Origin of the sequence: Pectobacterium brasiliense (assembly GCF_016950255.1) — a bacterium.
GTDB classification, from domain to species: domain Bacteria; phylum Pseudomonadota; class Gammaproteobacteria; order Enterobacterales; family Enterobacteriaceae; genus Pectobacterium; species Pectobacterium brasiliense.
The window spans coordinates 3,104,048-3,127,802 of sequence record NZ_JACGFN010000001.1 but is presented as its reverse complement, the minus strand read 5'-3'; the positions used below and the strand labels follow the sequence as shown (position 1 = coordinate 3,127,802).

Genomic DNA, 23,755 nt, shown 5'->3' with positions numbered 1-23,755 from the left:
CTATTCCATTGTGCCGGGGAAATGCGTTATGTATTACCGGTTATTCAACACCCCATATAGCTTGAGGTATGACGAGCATTACCACTCGGCGACGGCACCGTCAGGATAACGCCACACCGGGTTACGCCAGTCTGGCGCATTTTTACTACGTTCAATAACCAGTTCTTCATTAATTTCCACGCCGAGGCCCGGTTTATTTAATGGATAGAAATGGCCGTCAGTCATAGCAAAGTCTTCTTTATTGATAACATAATCCAACAGCTCGGCACCTTTATTATAATGGATGCCCATACTTTGCTCTTGTAATACGGCATTACGCGCAACAAAGTCGAGATGCAAACAGGAAGCCAGTGCAATTGGGCCTAATGGACAGTGTGGTGCCAGCGCGACATCATAGGCTTCCGCCATGGCGGCAATTTTAAAGCACTCGGTAATACCGCCTGCGTGAGACAGGTCAGGCTGAATAATGGCCAGTCCGCCGTCTGCCAGCACGCGTTTGAAATCAAAGCGTGAGAACATACGCTCACCCGCTGCAATCGGCAGGTGGGTTTGCGCCGCCAGACGAGGATAGTATTCCGCCTGTTCAGCCAGCACGGGTTCTTCAATAAACAGCGGACGGTACGGTTCCAGCTCTTTGATCAGGATTTTCGCCATCGGCGCATCCACACGACCGTGGAAATCCAGACCGAACTCGATGCTGTTGCCAAAGGCTTCGCGAATTTCCGCGACCACGGCCACCGCCGCATCCACTTTGCGCGAGTTATCAATGATCCCCATCTCTTCACAGCCGTTCAGCTTGAAGGTATCGAAACCAATGTCGGTCAGCTTCTTGATGCCTGCGATCACTTCGGAAGGACGATCGCCGCCCACCCAGCTGTAGGCTTTGATCTTATCGCGCACCAGCCCGCCCAGTAACTGATAAACCGGTACACCCAGCGCCTTGCCTTTGATGTCCCACAATGCCTGATCGATACCCGCGATAGCGCTCATCAGGATCGGGCCGCCGCGGTAGAAGCCCGCGCGGTAAAGCACCTGCCAGATATCGTTGATGCGTGCCGGATCTTGCCCAATCAGATAGTCAGACAGCTCGTGAACGGCGGCTTCAACGGTGCGTGCACGGCCTTCGATAACCGGCTCGCCCCAGCCGACAATGCCTTCATCGGTTTCAATCTTCAGGAACATCCAGCGTGGCGGCAGCCGGTACGTGGTGATTTTGGTAATTTTCATTGAACAGCGTCCTTATAGGCGTTAACAAATGCATGTGCTTTTTGCGCGGTAACGTCAACCGACTGACCGGCTCGATACAGATCGCTGCCTAACCCGGCACCGATGCAGCCCGCACTAAGGTAATCCTTCAGGTTTTCCGGCGTGACGCCACCGACGGCAAAGACGGGAACGTCTTTTGGCAATACCGCTTTCAGTGCCTTGATGTAGTCAGGCCCAAACGCGGATGACGGGAAAATTTTCAGCGATTGCGCCCCCGCATCCAGCGCCGTGAAGGCCTCCGTCGCAGTAGCACAGCCAGGGCACACCATCATGCCGTAACCCACTGCCCGGCGAATCACCTCGGGGGAAATGTTGGGCGTAACCACTAACTTGCTGCCAATTTCCTGTAATTTATCGACATAGTCGGCTTTCAGTACCGTGCCAGCACCAATCAGGGCACGATCGCCAAAATGCTCTACCGCCAGTTGAATACTTTCATACGGATTCGGCGAATTCAGCGGGATCTCTACCGCATCGAATCCGGCATCCAGCAGCGCCGCGACATGTTCCAGCACCTCGTCCGGCGTGATACCGCGCAGAATCGCAATCAAGGGAAGATTAGTATTCCAGCTCATTAACAATGCTCCTTATTCCTGCCTGAAAAGCCCGATCGCCATCCAGCTGCTGCCAGCGCAATCCAGCTTGTTGTAATGCTTTTTCGTAGCGCGCGGTCAGCGCAGGGGACCCGATGAGTGTGATGCTGTCTCCGGCCGCCACCTGATAGTGGCGTTGCATTTGTGAGACTTCGTTGCCAATCAGCAGCCCGGATAGCCAGTCGCTCACGGCACTTTTCTCCAGACGCCCCAGCACATGCGCCGCGCGGGTTTCAAACAGGCAGCGGATGATATTGTCGTCGGCAAAGCCCAGCTCCAGCCCTTGCTGGAAAGCGGTAGAGGACGGCTGCTGCTCGGTCAGCCCCACGCCAATTAGCGACTGTGTCATCAGCAGGTGATGCAGTTCACCGGTCATCACCGTGCGAAAATCCAGCACGTTGCTGTCATCAGCCCGCACCCATTTCGAGTGGGTTCCCGGCATTAAATAAAGAGAGGAAGGACATTCGCTATATGCGCCAATCAGCTGGGTTTCTTCACCGCGAATCACATTGCAGTTATCGTCCTGCGCAATACTCAACCCCGGCACAATCCAAGCGGCCAACGGCTGGGCTTCTTCCACGCGCGTCAGGCGATGAGCGACATCCGTCAGGCGAGTCGGGCATGACAGATACGGCACGGAAAGCCAGCCCGCATTGCTGCCAATCATGCCCGCCATCACGACAGGCACGTTGTGCTGCTGCCACGGCGCAACGATCTGCTGAAAAACCTGCTGCGGCGTCTGACCGTTCAAACGCGTGACGCCCGCTTCAGACTTCACGCTGTCGATACAGACGCCGTCCAGATACAGCCACGCCCGCAGATTGGTCGAACCCCAGTCAATGGCGATATAGCTTTCACTCATGTAATGTCCTTTAACCGTTTGGTCGAGCTGGCGATCATGGTCAACGCCGCCCGCTCTGCTGCTTCAATATCCTGATGCCGAATGGCATCGTAGAGATCCTGATGCTCACGTAATGTCCGTGGCATGTTGTCTTCGTCCGGCATATAGGTGCGCTCGAACACCGCACGCTGCAAGGAACTAATCGCGACGCTCAACTGCTGTAATACCGGGTTATGCACCGCCGCCAATACCGCCTCATGGAAGCGAATATCCGCTTCATTAAATGCGTCGCGATTCTGATGGTTAGAAATCATGTCGTTCAGCGCCGCTTCAATCACTGCCAGCTCGCTTGAGGTCGCCCGTTCGGCAGCCCAGCGGGCAATCGTCGGCTCCACCAGATTACGTACTTCGCTCATCGCGCTGATCAGCCGTGGGTCGTAATCGCTTGCCAGAACCCATTGCAGAACGTCGGTATCCAGGTAATTCCACTGGTTACGCGCGGCCACAAACGCGCCGCGATACCGTTTCACTTCCACCAGCCTTTTCGCCATCAGCGCTCTGAACACTTCGCGAATGATGTTGCGCGAGGTCTGAAACTCTTCACACAGCTCAGCTTCTGCGGGTAACGGCGTGCCTGGCGCGTATTTCCCGCCAACGATCTGTTGGCCAATATCCAGAATGATGCGGTCGGTTTTGCTTAATTCCTGCTTATTCATCATCACCTCAACGAGACAAAACGGATTGATATCACTGTACTTACTTTACCCGCCATGCCGCCTGACGTCGTCGAACTGTTGCACAATAACCGCCCCCTTCCCTCTTTTCTTGGCCTGATTGTAGTACCATTAATATATGTTGTACTACAATCTGGATCACAAAATGGACAATCAATACAATTTAGCAACATCACGCGTTACCAGATTTCAACATCCAGAGGGATTAAGTCGAGCGAAGTTGGAAGGCGGCTCCATTATTCCTAACAAGGATTGCTTGCTAATATAGCCTGTGGGTTATAGTGTGTTTACAGAGTGCAGGACATGGAGGTTTTACAGATTGGCATGGGAAATAGTCACACGGGCGCTATTTGATACATGGTTTGATGAGCAAACCGAAACGGTACAGGAAGAGGTTTTGGCACACCTCGTTATACTCGAAGAGGATGGCCCACAGCTAGGGCGACCACAGGTTGATCAGATTAAAGGCTCAAAATACAAAAATATGAAGGAGCTTCGAGTTCAGGTTGGCGGCCACCCATTCCGAACATTCTTCGCGTTTGACCGGACACGTAAAGCGATTGTTTTATGTGCGGGAGATAAGAAAGGCGAAGATGAAAAGTTGTTCTACGAACGTATGATTAAGATCGCAGACGCTGAGTTTGCATCGCATCTGATATCACCGGAGGTAAAAGAAGATGGCGACGCTTAAAGAAATGATGGCTAAACGTTCACCGGAGAGCCGCGCCCGCATTGAAGCGCGCACGGCTGAGATCCGTCAGGAAATCACTTTAGCGAAATTACGCGAAGAGCTGAACATGTCGCAGACTCAGCTTGCGTTAGCATTGGGCGTCAAGCAGCCATCTATTGTTAAGATGGAGAAGGTCGAAAATGACCCAAAACTGTCAACGCTGAAACGCTATGTCACTGCCCTAGGCGGCAAGCTTACGCTAGATGTGACCTTGCCTGATGGTAAGCGTATCGCGCTTACTTTGTAATTAAGTCGTTCTGGATTTTCAGTAAACGCGATTCGTTCACTCCAGAACGAAATGCCCCTCTCCAACTTGCTTATAGCGACGTGCGGGAGGGTGGAAATCAGGGGCGCGTACCGGACTGCGCAGTTCATCATTAGTGATATTACGCACCGGACGGGTATCCGGATCCGGCACGGGCACCGCGGAAATCAGACGTCGGGTGTAGTCATGCTGCGGATTGTCGAAGATCGCCGAACGTGGCCCGATCTCCACGATTTCACCGAGATACATCACCGCTACGCGGTGGCTGATTCGTTCGACCACCGCCATATCATGCGAGATAAACAGGAATGACAGCCCCAGCTTCTGCTGGAGATCCAGCATCAGGTTGATGACCTGCGCCTTGACGGACACATCCAGCGCCGACACCGATTCATCAGCAATAATCACTTTTGGCTCCAGCGCCAGCGCACGCGCAATACAAACGCGCTGCCGCTGCCCGCCGGAGAACTGGTGCGGGAAACGCGAAGCCATATCGCCGGATAATCCCACCTGTTCCAGTAGTTCGCTTACCCGCGCATTTACATTCTGTCGGGTCGCCAGACCGTGCAACAGCATCGGCTCGGCAATGGCTTCCCCTATCCGCATGCGCGGATTCAGGCTTTCATACGGATCCTGAAATACCATCTGAATCTGCCGCCGCGAATCCGTCAGCTCACGCTTATCCGCCGTCAGGATATTTTTTCCCAGCAGTTGAATGTCACCGCTGACGGCCTCGTTGAGACGAATAATCGACCGACCCGTGGTCGATTTACCGCAGCCTGATTCCCCGACCAGCGCGAGCGTTTCGCCCGGCCAGAGATCGAACGAGACATTTTCCACCGCGTGAACGCGCCCGGACAGCCGACGGAAAAAACCTGATCGGATATCAAATCGAGTAACCAGATTTTTTACCGTCAGCACTGGCTCCTCGCCCGACACGGTATTCACCGCCTCCGGCACCGGCTGACGCTCTCCCGTTTTGAGATCGACCAGCGGAAAGCGCTGCGGCCATGCGCTACCAGACATCGAACCTAATTTGGGCACTGCGGACAGCAGCATGCGGGTATAGGGCTGCTGCGGATGATGGAAGATCTCCCGCGTGACGGCGTTTTCCACCATTTCACCCTGATACATCACCAGCGTGCGGTCGGATACTTCCGCCACCACGCCCATGTCATGGGTAATAAACAGCACCGACATCCCTTCTTCTTCCTGAAGGGTTTTTATCAGCGTCAGAATTTGTGCCTGAATCGTGACGTCCAGCGCCGTCGTCGGCTCATCGGCAATCAGCAGCTTCGGGTGGCAAGCCAGCGCAATCGCAATTACCACGCGCTGGCGCATCCCACCGGAGAAGCTCTGCGGATATTCGTTCAGCCGTGATTTAGCCGCCGGAATACGGACTTTTTCCAGCAGGCGCACCGCTTCGGCACGCGCTTCGGCTTTGCCCATACCGCGATGGCGTCGCAGCACTTCCGTAATCTGGTAGCCAATCGGCAAGACCGGATTCAGGCTGGTCATCGGCTCCTGAAAAATCATGCCGATGCGGTTCCCACGCACGTCCTGCATCGCTTTATTAGGTAGCGACAGCAGCTCGGTATCGTCGAAATGAATCTGACCCTCAACCCGGCTTTGGCCGGGTGGCAGCAAGCGCATGATGGATTTCGCCATCACGCTTTTTCCTGAACCGGATTCCCCCACCACGGCGACCGTCTCTTTCTCGCCAATCGTGAAGGACAAATCCCGCACCACGTTCATCCACTCGCCGTTCACCTGAAAGGCAGTGGTCAAATGCGAAACGGACATAATCGGCGCTGTCATGTGTGCGTTACCCCTTATTCCTATGGGCGTTCCCACAGATTAATTCCGCGGATTGAGGATGTCGCGCAGCGCATCCCCGACCAGATTGATCGCCACAATTAGCAGCAGCAGCGTCAGCCCCGGAAAGAAGCTGATCCAGTAATCGCCCGACATCAGGTATTCAAAACCGTTTGAGATCAGCAGCCCCAGCGACGGTTCCGTCACTGGCAGCCCGATCCCCAAAAACGAGAGCGTGGCTTCCAGCATGATGGCGTAGGCGATACGCATCGTCGCCACTACGATCAGCGGTGCCAGACAGTTCGGTAAAATATGGCGAAACAGGATGCGGCGGTTGGATAGCGCCATGCTGCGCGCCGCATCCACGTAGCTGCGGCGACGCTCCACCAGCGCCGACCCGCGAATCGTGCGCGCATAGTAAGCCCACTGGGTCACCACCAGCGCCATGATGATCTTGTCGACGCCTTGCCCCAGCACCGCCAGCAGGATCAGCGCAATCAGGATCGGCGGGAAGCTGAGTTGGATATCCACGATGCGCATGATCGTGGCATCTGTTTTTCCACCGACGTAGGCGCTAATCAGCCCCAGCGAGGCGCCAATCAGCAGCGCAAGCACCGCACTGGAGAAACCCACTATCAGGCTGATGCGGGTGCCGTACAGAATGGCGCTGAACAGGTCGCGCCCTTGATCGTCCGTCCCCAGCCAATACGTCATGCCCGCCATGCTCTGCGCACCCGGCGCGAGTCGGCCATCCATGATGTCGAGTTGCATCAGATCGTAAGGATTCTGCGGCGACAGCAGCGGGGCAAACAGCGCCAGCAGCACAAAAATTGCCAGCATGATCAGCCCGCACAGCGCCAGCCTATCGTTAATCAGCGCCATCACCACGCGCATCACCGGATGAGCGGTTTTTTGCACGGCCGCGGGCTGGTGTATCGTATTTCCCGTCATCCCTTGTCTCCTCCCAGCCGCACACGCGGATCGACCAGCACATACAGCAAATCGACCAGCAGGTTAATCACGCTGAACATCACGACAGTAATCATCAGATAAGCCAGGATGACTGGACGATCGAGCACGGCGATCGAATCGATAATCAGCTTGCCCATGCCCGGCCAGGCATAAATGGTTTCGGTGACGACGGCGAACGCGATCAGCGACCCCAGCTCCAGCCCCAGCACGGTAATCAGTGGAATCAGCGTGTTGCGCAGCACATGAACCAGCACGATACGGGTCTCTGACAGCCCTTTCGCACGGGCAAATTGCACATAATCCTGTTGCAGACACTCCATCACGCCCGCGCGCATCAGGCGGATAACCAGCGAGATTTTAAACAGCGCAAGGTTAAATGCAGGCAAAAGCAGATGTTCGAAACCATCGCGGGTCAGAAAACTGAATGGAATACCGAATAACTCATGCGTATCGCCCCGGCCAGAGGACGGCAGCCAGCCCAGCTTCACGCTGAACAGCATGATCATCACCAGCCCAATCCAGAACGTGGGCAGGCTAAAGCCGAGGATAGAGAAAGTCATGATGGATTTGGACACCGCGCTGTCCGGCTTCAGGCCAGCGTAGATCCCCAGCGGAATACCGACAACCAGCGCCATCACGAACGCCACCATCGCCAGTTCGAGCGTGGCGGGCATGCGCTGAAAAATCAGCGTCAGCGCTGGTTGGTTAAAGATAAACGAGTTGCCCATGTCGCCCTGCAAGGCGTTCCAGACAAACAGCCCGTACTGTTCCCAGACGGGCTTATCCAGACCAAAGGACTGAATCACCGCCAGCCGTTCCGCCGGCGTGGCCGTCGCACTCAACAGCATATCGACCGGATTACCGACCATGTAAACACCCACAAACACCAGCACCGACATCACAGCCAGCGTCAGCAGCGTTTGTCCGATTCGGCTCAGCAGGTAGGCGATCATTAGCGCTCCTCAGAACCGTTTAGTGCTTCAACATCATAGCGGCACAGGCGATCGGCAATCAGTCCGATGAACCCTTGTTCATCGATTTCCCGCATGACCAGCGCATTCGCTGGCTCACCCAGCTTGTTATAAAAATCGGCAAACACGTAACCCATGGTTTTGCCGGAAACTTCTACCCCGACGCGAACGTGTTTTGACTTAAATAGCTCAGGCTTCAACAGCCACGCAATGACGGTCGCATCATGAATCGGTCCACCTTCACGGCCAAAACGCTCGACTTCGCTACGGTCAAACATGCGTAACAATGCCGCCATCGCCTTACCTGGCGCACCGCCGCTACGTGCGATGGCATCAACCTGTTCAGTCTGAATCAGTGCCTGAAAGGTCACATCCAACGGCATAATGACGATGGGTACGCCGGAAGAAAAAACGATCTCCGCCGCATGCGGATCGGCATAAACGTTAAAATCCGCCCACGGTACGCGATTCCCCATCGCGGTAAAGGCACAGCTCATGGACACAATCTGTTTGATGCCGCGAGCGACATCAGGATGGAAGCACAGCGCCAACGCCAGATTCGTCAGCGGGCCAAGTGAACAAATGGTGATCGGGTTATTATCGGCCGCCGCCTGACGCGTCATTCGCACCAGAAAATCAACGGCGTGTTCCTCTTCCGGCGACAGCGTGCTTTCTGGCACCCAGTCAGAGGAAAACTTGCCGATATGGGCGTATTTACCGAAAACCTGATCGCGGATGAGCGGGCGCGAAGCACCCGCAAAAATCGGCACATCGGTTCTGCCCGTTACACCCACCACGTTGCAGGCGTTCGGCAATGTCGCAGCAAGCGGTACATTACCTGCCACCACGGTAATCCCGAGTACGTCTAATTCGGGCGACGCCAATGCCAGCCAGATGGCTATCGCATCGTCAACGCCGGGATCGGTATCAATAATAATACGTTCTCGAACCATGTCAGACACCCTCTCTGTAGCGGCTCAATAGGTCAGCAAACAGCTCGACAACCTGTTTAGCATCCACCCCCGTCACCACATCGACATTCGGCTGACGATCGGTTTTTCCGTACCAGTCGGCAACGGTCTGCCCCATGCACAGCTCGCTTTCCTGCTCAATGTAAACGCTGGCTTTTTCCGTCGTGAAGCAGTGCGGTGCCAGCACCCAGGCGATGACCAGCGGATCGTGTAGCGGGCCGCCGCGTGAGCCATAGCGACGGATATCATTGCGGTCCCAAAACGCCATCATTTCACCCAACGGCGCGGAGATGCGTCCAGATAACGCAATGAAACGCGCCACCAATTCCGGCGTTAAAATCACCTGATGCGTGACATCCAGCGGTAGCGCGACGATGGCAATCGATGAATCAAACACTATCTTCGCCGCCTGTGGATCGGCGAGCATATTGAATTCAGACGTCAGGCTGCGGTTGCCCGCTTCGCGGTACGCGCCGCCCATCATCACGATGCGTGCAATACCGTCGGCAATCTCGGGTGCCATACGCAGCGCCATCGCCACGTTGGTTAACGGCCCTAACGTACAGAGCGTGATCGGCGTGCCGTCAGCGATCGCCTGACGACACTGCTCAATGATAAAATTCACCGCATGTTTCGCGTCGGCCTGTTTTTGCGGCGCAGGCAGCACCGTCTGACCGAGTCCGCTTTCGCCGTGAAACTGGCCATGAATAGGGTCGCGCAACAGTGGCCGATGGCAGCCGGCAAAAACGGGAATATCCGTACGCTGACCCAGTTCAACAATTTGCAGCGCGTTATGCACCGTCTTGTCCAGCGGCTGGTTACCGCACACCGTGCAGATACCGCGAATATCCAACTCTGGTGCCACAAATGCACTTAATAACGCAATCGCGTCATCTATCCCCGGATCACAATCAATAATAATAGGTAAAGCGCTCATCCTTCGATGATTCCTTTTCTCTTTTTAATAGGTACTGCCGAACATCAAGGTGCAGAAAACCCCACACCTCTACAGCGTGAAAAATAACAAAATGTATTTTGCGTTAGAGGGAATCGACGGATGCTAAAACATCCGCGATCTCCTTACGCGCCTTTTCATCCAGCGGCAACTGAGGCGGCAACGGATCGCCTACCGCAAATCCCTGCAATTGCAGCGCCGCTTTAATACAGCCGGCAATGGAATAACGGGCAAAGATTTCATTGATGCGCCACAGCGGACGCTGAAGCTCCATTGCTTTGTTCCAGTCACCCGCGCGGGCGGCTTCATACAAAGCAATACTCTGTTTGGGAACGATACACGCCGGGCCAGCCATCCACCCCACGCCGCCAATCAGCATGACGCAGGCGGGAATATGGGCGGACGCGGAGAAGACATCCATTCGGCCACGGGTACGTTCGATGATGGAAAGCAAGCGCCCGGTATTGGTCGAGGCGTCTTTGATATAGCGGATGTTATTCACATGGCTCAGGCGTTCAATGACGGGCAAACTCAAATCGGAACGCTGGAACTGAGGATTGGTATAAAGCACCACCGGTTTGCCCTGTGCGGCTTCGGCAATGGCGCGGAAATACTGTTCGACGCCTTCGTCTTTCAGGGGGAAATAGGCTTCAAGTACCGCCAAAATGCCATCCGCACCCAGTTCGACGTAGCGTTTCGTTTGCTCAACGGCATCCTGAATGGTTGTCGACGCAACACCGGCGATAACCGGCACACGGCACGCCGTCGTTTCGATCACCGTTTTAACGACATCCAAACGCTGAGCCGCAGAGAGATAGGCAAATTCACCGGTGCTACCTAACGGCACGACGCCATGTACACCGCATTGAATCAGATGCTCAGTGAGCTGCGCCAGAACAGGCTTATCTACCTGACCATCGGGCCTGACGGGTGACACCAGATAGGGAAAAACACCGCTAAATGTATTCACTCCGCTCTCCTTGTTGGATAGATAAGGGGTGAATACTCACCCCTTATTTGAATCATAAATGACAGGTGACTATTTCGCAGAACGGACGAAGTATGGCAGCGTGTAGGCATCGGAACGGCCCACGTAGGTATACTGCTTTTTCATCGCCCAGGTGTTGGACAGGAACATCACTGGAATGACACCCAGATCGTTCATGCCAACGTTCATCGCCTCAGCCAGCAACGCATCACGTTTGGTTTCATCCAGCGTGACGCGTGCTTCGTTCAGCGCTTTATCAAAGACAGGATTGGAATAGCGACCACGATTACCCTGTCCTGCATTGGGGCCAAAGGTTTCTAACAATGGCCCCAACACTCCAGAAGCTTCCCCGGTTTCAATCGCGGCCCCGCCCATAATCAAACTGAATTCGAGACGAGACGCACGTGAGAAGTACACACTGCCGGGCATCGTAACAACCTCGGTTTTGATACCGGCACGTGTGAACATTTGGCCAATGGCCTGAGCAATTTTAGAATCATTAGGATAACGATCGTTCGACGCGTGGAAGGTCAGCGTGAAGCCGTCGGGGTAACCCGCCGCCGCCAGTTCCTGTTTGGCTTTCTCCGGATTATAAACCGGCGCAGGAATGGAAGCGGAATAGCCTGGGTACCCCTTCGGTACAAGCTGAGAGGCGACAACAGCCTGCCCCTCCATCACACGGTCGACGATTGCCTGGCGATTAATAGCTAAAGACATCGCCTGGCGTACTTCTTTTTTTAGTAATGGGTTTTTACCATCAGGACCTTTGGCGAACGGTGATTCATCTCGCTGCTGGTCCATGTGAAGGTAAATAACACGATTCCCTGGTGTTGAAATCGTTTTTAACTGCTGATTTTTTTCAATATTACTGCTGTCGGCTGTTGGAACGTTTTCAATCATGTCCACATCACCGGATAATACTGCTGCTACACGTGCACTACTGTTTTTAAATACACGGACAGTAACGTTGTCCCACTCTGCTTTTCCTCCCCAGTAATCGTCATTACGACTAAGGACTACCCGGTCATCCGGCACCCAGGAAACAAATTTGAATGGCCCTGTACCAATCACATCTTTTCCTGAATTCAACGTTTCCGTTGGGACGTTTTCAAGTCGGGCCGGTAAAATCGAAATCCGACTTAAATTATTCAGCAGCAGCGGCGAAGCCTCTTTTGTCTTAATCCGCACCGTTAATGGATTCACTTCTATTACTTCAGCAATGTCGCTGACGTAAGGTGCGTAAGAGCTAGGGCTGTTTTTCGATGCCAGCGCAACACGCTTAATGCTGGCAATCACATCTTTAGCCGTAAAATCACTGCCGTCGTGGAACTTAACGCCAGGACGCAATACAAACTCCCACGTCTTGTCGTCAATCACTTTCCAACTGGTTGCCAGGGCAGGTGCAATCTGCTGTTTTTCATCCTGTACAACCAAACCGTCAAAAATATTGCGCGCCATTGCGCTATTCGCCCCACTCACATAAAACTGCGGATCCATTGATGTGGTGGAGGAAGCCAAACCGATATTCAGGTCCGCGCTATAAACCAAAGGTGAAGATGAAAATAAAACGGTAAACAATAACGCCAGAGTCGATTTCTTCATTCACTAATCCTCTATTCCATGATTGAGTACTGATGAAGTGTATTAAATCTTATGATTGTGAGTCTATGCGCTAGATTGGATAATGAAAAATTGCATTTTGTGTTAAATTGATAACCAAATGTTATGTTTTAAGGTGACGAGCATGCGTATCAATCCCCGCCAGGTTGAAGCCTTTCATAAAGTCATCCTCACCGGAGGCATCACCGCTGCCGCCAACATGATGTACATCACCCAGCCTGCGGTCAGCCGACTGATTAAAGACTTTGAAGACGCACTGAATCTTAAGCTGTTCGATAGGGACGGGCGCGGCCTGATTCCACGCGCAGAGGCGATGAAGCTGTATCGCGAAGTCGAGCGTCTTTATCTGGGGTTGGATCACATCGGGATGATTGCGGATGAAATTCGCCACGCCAAGGGCAGCGTGCTGCGCATCGCCGCCGTTCAAGCGCTCTCGTTTCTTTGTTCAGATCAGGTTCTTCCTACCTTACTCAAGAAATACCCCGATCTTTCCCTGTTTTTAGACATCGAAAGCAGCAGCCATATTACGAGCGCCATTTCTGAAAATCAGTATGACGTCGGCTTTATTTTTGGTCAGCCGGGCATCAAAGGGCTGGAAGCCGAACCACTGGCGGACGCCAGTGCTGTCGCGGTGTTAGCGGTGGATCACCCTCTTGCCACAGCGGATGAAGTTACGCTTGCCGACCTGGCCGGTACGCGCGCTATTCTGCCAGGAAGAACCACCCCGCTGCGGGCGCAGCTCGATATCTCCTCCAGAAAAGAGCAGATCTATCTGCATAACCCCATCGAAACCTCAATGGCTAACTGCTGCGTGCTGGCCTCAAGAAACGTCGGCATCGGCGTGGTGGATTTTATTACCGCCCTGAACAGCCCTTCGCCGGTTATCGTTAAGCCTTTCAATCCTGATATAAAAATGGCGTATTGCGCGGTTTATCCCCCGCAAATTCCCCGCAGCCAGGTGGTGAATCACATCACTCAGGTTATGAAAGAAAAAATAGCGAGCAGTCTGGAATTAAAATAATTTCCAGCCAAAGCCGTTATTTTTATTAATGTATTTATTGAATAATGACGACGGGGAAATAGATTTATAAAAAATAAATAGCGGAGTTATTATTTTTAAATAATAGCCATCGGTTGATGGCTATTCGGCGTTATATATTTCTAATCAAGCATTCAGCACAAATTTCTCGATCGCATAAGCGACGCCGTCTTCCATGTTGGTTTTGGTGACGAACTGGCTGGCTTCTTTCACTTCGTCGATGGCATTACCCATCGCGACGCCGATGCCCGCATAGCGAATCATCGCCAGATCGTTCTGCTGGTCGCCCAGCGTCATGACGCTTTCGCGTGGAATGCCGAGGTGCTCCGCCAGCATCTTCACGCCTTCACCTTTGTTGACGCGCTTATCCAGAATTTCCAGATAGTATTCGGCGCTCTTCATGATGGTGTAGCGTTCAAAGGCTTCCGGTGGCAGCTGACTGATGGCGCGATCCAAGATCTCAGGCTCATCAATCATCATCACTTTCGGGAACGTCAGGCTGCGATCCATTTCTTCAACTGCGCGATACTTCAACGGCATCCCGGTCAGGTGAGATTCATGAATGGTGTAAGGGCTGATGTCTTTATTGGCGGTATAGACGAAATTGAAGTCCAACGCGTGGAAATGGACGCCCAGTTTGCAGGCCAGCGCTTCGAAATAGAGATAATCATCAAAGCTCAGCGCCGTTTGCGCCACACAGTCACCATTGACCGTACGCTGCACCAGCGCACCGTTATTGGTAATGCAGTAACAGCCTTCCTGCTGCAAATCCAGCTCCATCAGGTAGCGTTCGACACCGATGTAAGGGCGACCGGTTGCCAGCACCACCTGTACGCCTTTCTCTCTGGCAGCGGCTATCGCGGCTTTTACCGCAGGTGAAATTTGATTTTGGGGCGTCAGCAACGTCCCGTCCATATCAATAGCGATCAGTTTTACAGACATAGTTTTTCCAGCATCAAGTTATCTGTTTTCATGCTAACGCGATTCAGCGATGAAGTCGTTAGTGAAATACAGCAGGGTGACAGTCGTATGACGCGCAACGTAAAAAGCCGTGCGGTTAAGCACGGCTCTGTGACCAACGTTTCCTGCAATCGCCGTTATAATTCGGCGCCGTTGCTGGCGATCACCTTCTTGTACCAGTCAAAGCTCTTTTTCTTCGAGCGCTTGAAGGTACCGGTGCCATCATCGTGTTTATCTACGTAGATGAAACCGTAGCGTTTGTTGTACTGGCCGGTGGTGAACGACACGCAGTCGATGCAGCCCCACGGGGTATAGCCCATCAGCTCCACGCCGTCTTCGACGACGGCCTTCTTCATCTGATCGATATGCGCCTTGAGGTATTCGATGCGGTAATCATCGTTAATGCTGCCGTCGGCTTCCACCTTGTCTACCGCGCCAAAGCCGTTTTCGACGATAAACATCGGTTTCTGATAACGCTCGTAGAAGCTGTTCAGCGTATAGCGCAGGCCAACCGGGTCGATCTGCCAGCCCCACTCAGATGCCTTCACATGCGGGTTTTTCACGCCACCGTCAAAGCCCGTAATCGCATCTTCTTTTTTCTGGCCTTTTGCCGCCAGCTGCACCGCGCTGCTCATGTAGTAGCTGAAGCCCAGATAGTCCGTGCAACCTTCGCGCAGCGTCTGTTCATCTTCCGGCTGCATATCAATATGATAGCCTTTGCGCGCCCACTCTTTCAGGATGTAAGACGGGTAGTAACCGCGCAGCTGCACATCACCGAACAGGTGACGCTCACGCATCGCTTCCTGTGCAAACATCACGTCATCCGGGTGGCATGACCACGGGTAGATCGGCACCAGCGCCAACATGCAGCCAATTTTGAAGTTCGGGTTAATCTCATGACCCAGCTTCACCACTTTCGCACTGGCGACAAACTGGTGGTGCAGCGTTTGGTACATCGCCTGCTCTGGCTTGTCGTGATCGGTAAAAATCACGCCGGAACAGCAGTAGCCAAACAGCGGATACTGCCAGTTACGCTGGTTGTTGATCTCATTGAAGGTCATCCAGTATTTCACTTTGGACTGGTAACGCTTCATGACCACTTCGCTGTAGCGAACAAAGAAATCCACCACTTTACGGTTCAGCCAGCCGCCGTATTGCTTAACCAGATGATGCGGCATTTCAAAGTGAGACAGCGTAATCACTGGCTCAATGTTGTATTTCAGCAGCTCATCAAACAGGTCGTCATAGAATTGCAGGCCTGCTTCATTCGGCTCCAGCTCATCGCCATTGGGGAAAATACGCGTCCAGGCAATCGAGGTGCGGAAACATTTGAAGCCCATTTCGGCGAACAGGGCAATATCCTGCTTATAGTGGGAGTAGAACTCCACCGCCTGATGGTTTGGATAACTGACACCAGGCTGTACGCCATCGGTAATCACGCGGTCAACGCCGTGAGCACCGCCGGACAGGACATCACAAATGCTGACGCCTTTGCCGCCTTGATCCCAACCACCTTCAACTTGATGCGCCGCTACCGCGCCGCCCCACAGAAAGTCTTTCGGTAATTGTTGAGCAGACATCTTGTTTCCTTCTTATTTCAGGTTTACACGTTATTCATTTATAAGCTGTTTCAGGGCGGAGATTTCCCGATGCAGTTGAATCAGTTCCTCCACCAGCTCACGGCATAGCATCGCGTTCATCAGGTGATCTTGCGCGTGAACCAGAATCAGATTGACCGGGATTTTTCCGCTGCCCTCATCAGCACCAATCAGGGCCGTCTGGATTTGATGGGCTTTGCGCGCCGCCACAGAAGCCGTATTCAGCAGTTCATCAGCCCTGTCCCAGTCGTATTTTCTGGCGGCGCTCAGCGCTTCCATTGAGCTGGAACGCGCCTCTCCCGCATAGATAATCAGTTCCATTACTGTCGTTTCATCAAGAATGGTTTCATCGCGCATCACTCACGGCCTCCTCTGCTGTCCCCACTTCTTGTGCGACCAGCTGACGTTCATACATTTTGAAGAAGGGGTAATAGATTAAGGACGAGACGACAATCAGTACCCCCACCAGCACCACCGCACGCCAGTCCCACCCCGTAGACCAGGCTGCGCCAATCGGGCCCGGCGTTGTCCAGGGCGCAAGAGAAATCACGCGGTGCACCAAATCGGTTTTTAATGCGATATAGGCAAGGGTGGCGTTCACCAGCGGCGCGGTAATAAATGGGATGAACAGCAGCGGGTTCATCACAACGGGTGAACCAAAAATCACCGGTTCGTTGATGTTGAACATGCTCGGCACCACGGCCAGTTTGCCGATGGATCGCAGGTGAGCAGAACGGCTACGCAAGTAGAGAAAGACCAGCCCCATGGTCGCTCCCGAGCCGCCCACCGTAATGAAGAACTGCCAGAAGGGTTCAATAAAAATTTTGGTGATCGGTGCGCCCGCGTTAAATGCTTCCTGATTGATCCCTAAGTTAGTCAGCCAGAACGCCTGCAAAATGCCGCCGACGATAACCGCCCCGTGAATCCCGGCAAACCACAGCAGGTGGCAGAGCAGCACCGCAATCAGGATGGCGGGGAGCGAGTCGGATGCCGAGATAATCTGCGCGAAGACGGCCATGATTGCCTGCGGTAACAGCATGCCGAACTGGCTCTGCATAAACAGGCTAAGCGGGAAGAGCGTCAGGAAGATGGCAAGAATCGGGATCAGCAGATCGAAAGACTGGCGGATTTTCGGCGGCACCTGTTCCGGCAGGCGGATGCCAATATTGCGCTTCTGCAAAAAGTGCATCAGCTCCGTCGAATAGATCGCCACGATAATCGCGGTGAAAATCCCTTCGCCGCCCAGCGACCCGACCGGCAGGCTTTTGTCGATTTGTGGCGCCGCAACGACCATAAACGACATCAGCGCCAGACTGGCAGCCATGAAACCGTTCATTTTATAGCTTTGTGCCAGGTTATAAGCGATGGCGCTGGTGATATACACCGCCATAATGCCCATCGTCATGTTATAGGGCATCATGATTTGTTCGCCGTGGCGTTCCACCATCCCCAGCCACCACTGCGCAAAAGCCCATTCACTATTCGGGCTAAAAGGTGGATGAGCGAATAACATCATAAAAGAGCCGACAATTAAAAATGGCATAGAGGCAATGAAGCCATCTTTAATTGCTACAACATGGCGCTGGCTAGAGAGTTTTGCCGCAATGGGGCTAATACGGTTTTCGATAACGCTGAATAATGACTCGCTTAATTTACTCATTATTCCTCCCGTTATACTAATTGATCATCGCCAGGGCATCATTGAGGACTTTTTCCCCATTCATCATGCCGTAATCAACCATATTAATGACCGCAATCGGCTTCGCTTTCTCGTCAGCTATCACTTTGAATTCAGGAAGTTTATACTTAATCTGCGGCCCCAGAAGGCAGCAGTCATATTCATCAATTAGCTCATTAAATTCTTCAAAACCCACGGCTTTTATCTCAACAGCGATCGCATTTTTCTCGGCGACCTTTTCCATTCGCTGTACCAGCATGCTGGTAGACATTCCTGCTGCGCAACAGAGTAAAATCTTATTCATACTGCACCTCACCGTCCGTTTTTTTATTATTCAAGCAAGACACAAAATAATATGCAACCGGTTTCATATTGTTTTTACTATTTTTTGAACGCGATCATAAATAGCGCAATCGGGGAATATTTTTATCCCTACACTTGTTATTGGTGATAAAAAAGGAAGGTTTTTCCCTATAATGACGACATCAGGCAGTACAGGAGAACGGGAAAGTACGATGGTAACCATGCTCGATGTAGCGAAAAAAGCCGGTGTATCCAAAGCCACCGTATCACGCGTGCTGACAGGGAATAACTACGTCAGTAAAACCACGCGGGATCGGGTATTCCAGGCGATTGAAGAGATTGGCTACCGGCCCAACCTGCTGGCGCGCCAGCTCGCCACGAGCAAATCGCAAATTATTGGTTTGGTTGTGACCAACACGCTATACAGCGGCCCCTATTTCAGCGAATTGCTGTTCCAAACGGCAACCATGACGGAGAAATACGGGCGGCAGCTCATCATGGCAGATGGCAAGCACAGCGCGGAAGAAGAGCGTGAAGCGATCCAGTTCCTGCTCGATTTACGCTGCGATGCCGTCATTATCTATCCACGTTTTCTCTCTACGAATGAACTGGAAGAGATTATCGAACAGCACGATCAGCCGATCATGGTCGTGAACCGCACACTGCATCAGCATGGCGATAATGGCATCTGCGCCAATCACCAGCTGCACTGCCATGATGCCGTCAATTACCTCATTGCACAGGGCCACCGTGATATCGCCTTTGTCTGCGGATCGGCGAACTCCCCCACGGGTACAAGCCGACTGGCGGGCTATCGGCAGGCGCTGGAGGAAAACGGGGTTCCCTATAATGACGGGCTGGTTGCGTCAGGTGACTGGACCCACGACAGCGGCTATACGGCGGCACAAACCTTGCTTCAGCGGTCTGCCACCTTCAGCGCACTCGTCGCCAGTAATGACGACATGGCGATTGGCGCGGCCAAAGCGCTACGCGAACACGGCCTCGCGATTCCGCAGGATGTCTCGCTGCTGGGGTTCGATGATTTACCGATGGCATCATGGTTCTACCCGCCCCTCACTACCGTGCATGTGCCCGTCGCCGAGATGATCAGCTATACACTTGAAAAACTGCTGTGCCGACTGGAGGGTGAAACCATCGCGCCTACGCCAGCCTTCAAGGGCGAATTGATTATCCGCGATTCCGTCAGCAAAGGCCCTGCCGCCTAATCCTCGCTCACGCGGTGAGGCACCATGCCTCACTGTTCTGTCCGTTCACAGCGATACCAATTTTATACCTTCGCTGATTTGTGACATTTTCGTGAATAGCCTAAAGAGATATTGTTTCTCGCCGATAATTTATTTGTGACTTACATCACAAATAATGACGAGCCGCGCAAGGGAATGACCCAAAAACAGAAAGGAAGACAATCAATTGATTCTTTTATGAAAAAAGGTGCCTACGGGCGCTTATATCCCAGGGGATATTACGCATATGTCTACAACACTATTACCGGTTAACCACAGCAACCTATCCATTCACACCTCGCCAACCGCGTCAAAAAGAAAGCTCAGCACACGGATGCTGATGCTCCTGGCGGGCGTCACCACTATCGCACTCGGTTTTATTCTCACTATCGGCCTGCTGATTTGGCAATCTGGTCAGCAGCAAAAAACCATCGCACAGCAGTATCTTGAGCAAACGGCGTATACCAACAGCTACCTGATTCAGCAAAAACTGGATGTCGCGCTACATGCGGCACGTAATTTGGTGCAGAGCGTTGTCAGCCTGCAAGAAGCAGGTAACGCCGATCGAAAAACCGCGGAGACACTGCTGAAAAATGCACTGAAGAGCCATCCTGATTTCCTTTCGATGTCGCTGGCGTGGGAACCCGATGCGTTTGACGGCAAAGATCGGGAGTACGCGGGTCAACCCGATCAGGATCCGCAAGGTCGCTTCGTCCGCTACGTTGACCGCGACACCGCAGGCAACGTTGCTCTGCATACTCTGTTGGATTATGAAACGCCCGGCAGCGGCGATTACTATCTGCTGCCGAAGAAACTCCAGAAAGAAGTGATTCTGGAACCGTATAGCTATCCCTACAACGGCGTCGATGTTCTGCTGACCTCCATTGCCGTGCCTATTATCATCAACAACAAATTTTACGGCTCCGTCACCGCGGACTTTTCGCTGGATACGCTGCAACAGCTCACCAACAACATCAAACCCTATGAAGGCACGGGCTACGCCCAGTTACTGTCCCACACCGGTGCCTATATTTCTCATCCTGACAAAGCTCGGGTGACCAAGAAAATTGAAAACGACCCAACGCTGCTTGAGCATGTCACCACAGGTCAGTCTTATCAGATCGAACGTGACAATGCCGTGCTGAATACGCCAGCGTTTAACGTGTATGTGCCAGTCACCATCGGCAATACCGGTACGCCCTGGATGCTCGGCCTGTCTGCCCCCGTCAATGTGGTGATGGCGGAAACGGTGCAGCAGCGCAACGTGGGCCTGCTGCTTATGATACTGAGTATCGTGGTGGTTTCCGGTGTGCTGGGCATCATCTTTAACCGCAAGGTTGCGCGCCCTATCGGTGGTGAACCTGCTCAGGCGGCGCAAATTGCCCTGTCCGTCGCACAAGGGGATTTAACACAAACCATCCCTGTGCAACCAAAGGATGACAGCAGTATTTTTTACGCCATGAATGCCATGCAGACGCAGTTGAGAGATATCGCCGAGCAGCTAATTAGCACCAGCGAATCTGTCAGCCACGGTGCGACGGAAATTGCGGCTGGCAATACCGATCTGGCTTCCCGTACCGAGCAACAGGCGGCAGCGCTGGAAGAAACCGCCGCCAGCATGGAACAGATTACGGCGACGGTAAAACAGAATGCGGATAACGCCCATAACGCCACAACGCTGGCGCAGAATGCCGCGCAGATCGCTCAAAAAGGCGACAAAATAGTCGGTCAGGTTGTTCACATTATGAATGAGATCGACGACAGCTCGAAGAAGATTGCCGACATTACCAGCATCATCAATGGGATCGCATTCCAGACCAATATTCTGGCACTCAACGCAGCGGTGGAAGCCGCCAGAGCGGGCGAACAAGGGCGCGGTTTCGCGGTTGTTGCCAACGAGGTGCGCAACCTCGCTCAGCGCAGCGCCAGTGCCGTAAAAGACATCACCGCACTGATTACGGAGTCCGCCAGTCGCGTCGATAGCGGCGTTACGCTGGTTCAGAACGCCGGTGAGACCATGCAGGAAATGCTGAGTGCCGTCACGTCGGTAAAAGACATCATGGACGAGATTGTCTCAGCATCGGATGAACAATCACGCGGAATCAGCCAGGTGACGCAGGCGGTTCACGAGATGGACGGCGTCACCCAGCAGAACGCCGCGCTGGTTCAGGAAGCCACAGCGGCGGCGGCGTCACTGGAAGAACAAGCCAGGCAGCTCACGCAAACAGTGCTGGTATTTAAGCTCTCGTAATCACAGCCTTTCACCAGTAAAAATCCTGCACAGGCCGGAAACGGCCTGTGCGTTATTCCCAGCGTGGACAGCAATCCTCGAACGAATGCGATGTTGGCTTCAGCTCTGGGCTGTTTTTCTCATCAAAATTCCCAATCGTCAGCGCAATGGTCGGCTCATCATCAATCGCCCCAAGCGTGCTGCCGCAGTGCGGACAAAAAGCTCGGCTGGAATAGTCGGAGGAGCGATAGCGCGCAGGCTCTCCACCTTCACCGATCCACTCAACCGCCGACCGGGGAAACTCAACCCACAGTAGCGTTGGCGCACCGGAATGCTGCTGACAGTAGGTGCAGGAACAGGCATGTGGGTTACCCGGCTCACCCGTCGCTCTGAACCGAATCTGACCACATAAACACCCACCCAAATATGATTTTATCGTCACGCCATTCTCCCCCTATTCTGCCGACAAGGCGGGTATCAATATTCGCCATCGATGATATAAGTAATATGCTAACCTTATGATCCATTTACCAGGGAGTGACGCCCTGTTCTTGCGCCAGCTCTCACCAGATTAAAATCTACAAACCTGTATGCTGCAAGGGTGACATGAAATTTATAAAACTCCCGCTACTGGCGCAAATCTCATCGGCACATCTGGTGAGTCATTTCCATATGATGGTGCTGCCCGCGCTCATTCCGCTGCTTTCAGCCCAGCGTGATATTAGCTTTGTCGAGCTCGGGTTTGCGCTCAGCGTATTCAATATTGTCTCCGCCTGCGTGCAGACACCGATTGGTTTTATGGTGGACCGCATCGGCGCACGCCGTACGTTAACCGCCGGTATCACGCTCGGGAGCCTCTGTTTTCTCTCGCTCGGCTTTTCAGGCAGCTACGTTTGGCTGGTCGCCGCGATGGGGCTCGCTGGGGTAGCGAACGCGGTTTACCATCCGGCGGATTACGCCTTGCTGTCGCGCGGGATTGATGAGAAACGCATGGGCCGCGCGTTCTCGGTACATACCTTCTCCGGCTTTTTAGGCACCGCGATTGCGCCCGGTATTTTGCTGTCCGTTGCCGCCTTTTCCGGCATCAGTAGCGCATTCATCGTTTCCGGCGTCCTCGGCTTACTGACGATACCGCTGCTTCTGACCGATCGCGATGAACCCAGTCGGGTGAAACCTGCGACAGCAACAGGCACCCAGCCGAGCAAATCGCGCGCGCCCGTTTTCACGCTGCCGATTCTGGCGCTGCTCATTCTGTTCCTGCTGCTGAATTTAAGTACGGGTTCAATCCAGAACTTCTCGGTGACGGCGTTAGTCACGGGCTACGATTTGTCGCTGTCACAGGCTAACGTGGCGCTGACCGCGTTCCTGTTCGCCAGCGCCTTTGGCGTATTAGCTGGCGGCTCACTGGCAGATAAAACTAAACGCCACGGGCTGGTCGCGACGGCGGCGTTGGCCGTCACCGCCGTGCTGGTCAGTATCGTTGCCATGTATTCTTTACCCACCGTTGTGCTCGTGCCGTTGTTGGCCGCCGCTGGTTTTCTCTCCGGCATGATCGCTCCTTCTCGGGATATGCTGGTGCGCGCCGCGTCACCACCGGGCGCAGAAGGACGGGTATTTGGGATTGTCTCCACCGGTTTCAACATTGGCGGTGCCGCGGGGCCGGTGCTGTTCGGCTGGCTGCTGGATCACGGCCATCCTCACGCCATTTTCTGGTCTGCCGTTATCTTTATGCTGATCACGTCTTTCATCACCCTGCTACAGGAAATGCGCAGCGCCAAACGCCGTGCATTAGCCTGATAAAAAGACATAAAAAAGCCAGCTCTGCAGGGAGCTGGCTCAGGTTGCTGATAAACCGATCGAGCGGTGATAATGGATAGATCGTAAAGACGCTGTAAACACATCCCTGTGCGCTCGGATTGCGCCATCCCTGGCGCAAACGCTTTACTCTTCTATTCCATTATCACCGTTTTCACTCTTCAGAA

23 protein-coding genes are annotated in these 23,755 nt (G+C 53.4%); 6 read left to right on the top strand and 17 right to left on the bottom strand.

Features of this window, described 5'->3' with window-relative positions; genetic code table 11:
* Positions 1-78: 78 nt before the first annotated feature.
* The 4 genes from dgoD to dgoR are packed head-to-tail and all read right to left on the bottom strand — an operon-like array spanning position 79 to position 3,416.
* On the bottom strand, positions 79-1,227 hold the full coding sequence (dgoD, locus tag H4F65_RS13915) for a galactonate dehydratase (protein ID WP_010281150.1): 1,149 nt from the start codon (positions 1,225-1,227) through the stop codon (positions 79-81).
* Positions 1,224-1,841: a 2-dehydro-3-deoxy-6-phosphogalactonate aldolase gene (locus H4F65_RS13910; protein WP_010281152.1), complete on the bottom strand. Its 618-nt coding sequence runs from the start codon at positions 1,839-1,841 to the stop codon at positions 1,224-1,226. The genes dgoD and H4F65_RS13910 overlap by 4 nt, the downstream gene beginning before the upstream one ends.
* The gene (locus tag H4F65_RS13905; protein WP_010281154.1) at positions 1,825-2,721 is read right to left on the bottom strand and encodes a 2-dehydro-3-deoxygalactonokinase; all 897 of its coding nucleotides are present in this window, start codon (positions 2,719-2,721) and stop codon (positions 1,825-1,827) included. Before H4F65_RS13905 ends, H4F65_RS13910 begins: the two co-directional genes overlap by 17 nt.
* Positions 2,718-3,416 carry a D-galactonate utilization transcriptional regulator DgoR gene (gene dgoR, locus H4F65_RS13900; RefSeq protein WP_005976717.1) on the bottom strand — a complete coding sequence of 233 codons (699 nt, stop codon included), beginning with the start codon at positions 3,414-3,416 and terminating at the stop codon, positions 2,718-2,720. The genes H4F65_RS13905 and dgoR overlap by 4 nt, the downstream gene beginning before the upstream one ends.
* A 337-nt stretch (positions 3,417-3,753) precedes the next feature.
* Here dgoR and H4F65_RS13895 point away from each other — a divergent pair, with 337 nt between their 5' ends.
* Together H4F65_RS13895 and H4F65_RS13890 are read left to right on the top strand one after the other, a co-directional pair.
* Positions 3,754-4,125 (top strand): type II toxin-antitoxin system RelE/ParE family toxin, encoded by a 372-nt coding sequence (locus tag H4F65_RS13895; RefSeq protein ID WP_039320151.1) that lies wholly within the window; start codon positions 3,754-3,756, stop codon positions 4,123-4,125.
* Positions 4,112-4,411, top strand: a complete 300-nt coding sequence (locus tag H4F65_RS13890; RefSeq protein WP_010281167.1) for a helix-turn-helix domain-containing protein — start codon at positions 4,112-4,114, stop codon at positions 4,409-4,411. The genes H4F65_RS13895 and H4F65_RS13890 overlap by 14 nt, the downstream gene beginning before the upstream one ends.
* Positions 4,412-4,447: 36 nt before the next feature.
* On the opposite strand, the gene H4F65_RS13885 is transcribed toward H4F65_RS13890, so the two are convergent.
* The 7 genes from H4F65_RS13885 to H4F65_RS13855 form a co-directional block, all read right to left on the bottom strand.
* On the bottom strand, positions 4,448-6,247 hold the full coding sequence (locus H4F65_RS13885) for an ABC transporter ATP-binding protein (protein ID WP_010281169.1): 1,800 nt from the start codon (positions 6,245-6,247) through the stop codon (positions 4,448-4,450).
* A gap of 39 nt (positions 6,248-6,286) precedes the next feature.
* Entirely contained in the window at positions 6,287-7,195 is a 909-nt protein-coding gene (locus H4F65_RS13880) for an ABC transporter permease (protein WP_010281171.1), read from the bottom strand.
* Positions 7,192-8,169 (bottom strand): ABC transporter permease, encoded by a 978-nt coding sequence (locus tag H4F65_RS13875; protein WP_010281173.1) that lies wholly within the window; start codon positions 8,167-8,169, stop codon positions 7,192-7,194. The genes H4F65_RS13880 and H4F65_RS13875 overlap by 4 nt, the downstream gene beginning before the upstream one ends.
* Positions 8,169-9,140, bottom strand: coding sequence for a nucleoside hydrolase (locus H4F65_RS13870; RefSeq protein ID WP_010281174.1), 972 nt, complete (start codon positions 9,138-9,140; stop codon positions 8,169-8,171). Before H4F65_RS13870 ends, H4F65_RS13875 begins: the two co-directional genes overlap by 1 nt.
* Position 9,141: 1 nt before the next feature.
* Positions 9,142-10,095: a nucleoside hydrolase gene (locus H4F65_RS13865; protein ID WP_010281177.1), complete on the bottom strand. Its 954-nt coding sequence runs from the start codon at positions 10,093-10,095 to the stop codon at positions 9,142-9,144.
* Positions 10,096-10,198: 103 nt separating this feature from the next.
* A complete protein-coding gene (locus H4F65_RS13860) occupies positions 10,199-11,083 on the bottom strand; it encodes a dihydrodipicolinate synthase family protein (RefSeq protein WP_010281181.1) in 885 nt (294 codons plus the stop codon).
* A gap of 69 nt (positions 11,084-11,152) precedes the next feature.
* Positions 11,153-12,703, bottom strand: coding sequence for an ABC transporter substrate-binding protein (locus H4F65_RS13855; RefSeq protein WP_010281184.1), 1,551 nt, complete (start codon positions 12,701-12,703; stop codon positions 11,153-11,155).
* 142 nt (positions 12,704-12,845) lie between these two features.
* On the opposite strand from H4F65_RS13855, the gene H4F65_RS13850 reads away from it, so the two are divergent.
* Positions 12,846-13,742, top strand: a complete 897-nt coding sequence (locus H4F65_RS13850) for a LysR family transcriptional regulator (RefSeq protein WP_010281186.1) — start codon at positions 12,846-12,848, stop codon at positions 13,740-13,742.
* A gap of 144 nt (positions 13,743-13,886) precedes the next feature.
* On the opposite strand, the gene yidA is transcribed toward H4F65_RS13850, so the two are convergent.
* From yidA to H4F65_RS13825, 5 genes are all read right to left on the bottom strand, one after another.
* On the bottom strand, positions 13,887-14,702 hold the full coding sequence (gene yidA / locus H4F65_RS13845; RefSeq protein ID WP_010281188.1) for a sugar-phosphatase: 816 nt from the start codon (positions 14,700-14,702) through the stop codon (positions 13,887-13,889).
* Between the two features lie 155 nt (positions 14,703-14,857).
* A complete protein-coding gene (locus H4F65_RS13840) occupies positions 14,858-16,300 on the bottom strand; it encodes a 6-phospho-beta-glucosidase (protein WP_010281193.1) in 1,443 nt (480 codons plus the stop codon).
* Positions 16,301-16,330: 30 nt separating this feature from the next.
* Entirely contained in the window at positions 16,331-16,675 is a 345-nt protein-coding gene (locus tag H4F65_RS13835; protein ID WP_010281197.1) for a PTS lactose/cellobiose transporter subunit IIA, read from the bottom strand.
* Positions 16,665-17,978, bottom strand: a complete 1,314-nt coding sequence (locus tag H4F65_RS13830) for a PTS cellobiose transporter subunit IIC (RefSeq protein WP_010281200.1) — start codon at positions 17,976-17,978, stop codon at positions 16,665-16,667. The genes H4F65_RS13835 and H4F65_RS13830 overlap by 11 nt, the downstream gene beginning before the upstream one ends.
* 16 nt (positions 17,979-17,994) lie before the next feature.
* On the bottom strand, positions 17,995-18,300 hold the full coding sequence (locus H4F65_RS13825; protein ID WP_039317538.1) for a PTS sugar transporter subunit IIB: 306 nt from the start codon (positions 18,298-18,300) through the stop codon (positions 17,995-17,997).
* 211 nt (positions 18,301-18,511) lie between these two features.
* Here H4F65_RS13825 and H4F65_RS13820 point away from each other — a divergent pair, with 211 nt between their 5' ends.
* Both H4F65_RS13820 and H4F65_RS13815 read left to right on the top strand, forming a co-directional pair.
* The gene (locus tag H4F65_RS13820) at positions 18,512-19,525 is read left to right on the top strand and encodes a LacI family DNA-binding transcriptional regulator (protein ID WP_010281204.1); all 1,014 of its coding nucleotides are present in this window, start codon (positions 18,512-18,514) and stop codon (positions 19,523-19,525) included.
* Between the two features lie 265 nt (positions 19,526-19,790).
* Positions 19,791-21,794: a methyl-accepting chemotaxis protein gene (locus H4F65_RS13815; protein ID WP_039320145.1), complete on the top strand. Its 2,004-nt coding sequence runs from the start codon at positions 19,791-19,793 to the stop codon at positions 21,792-21,794.
* Positions 21,795-21,846: 52 nt separating this feature from the next.
* On the opposite strand, the gene H4F65_RS13810 is transcribed toward H4F65_RS13815, so the two are convergent.
* The gene (locus H4F65_RS13810; RefSeq protein WP_010281208.1) at positions 21,847-22,215 is read right to left on the bottom strand and encodes a GFA family protein; all 369 of its coding nucleotides are present in this window, start codon (positions 22,213-22,215) and stop codon (positions 21,847-21,849) included.
* Between the two features lie 164 nt (positions 22,216-22,379).
* Between H4F65_RS13810 and H4F65_RS13805 the strand changes: the two genes are divergently transcribed.
* Positions 22,380-23,570 carry an MFS transporter gene (locus H4F65_RS13805; protein ID WP_010281210.1) on the top strand — a complete coding sequence of 397 codons (1,191 nt, stop codon included), beginning with the start codon at positions 22,380-22,382 and terminating at the stop codon, positions 23,568-23,570.
* Positions 23,571-23,755 lie beyond the last annotated feature (185 nt).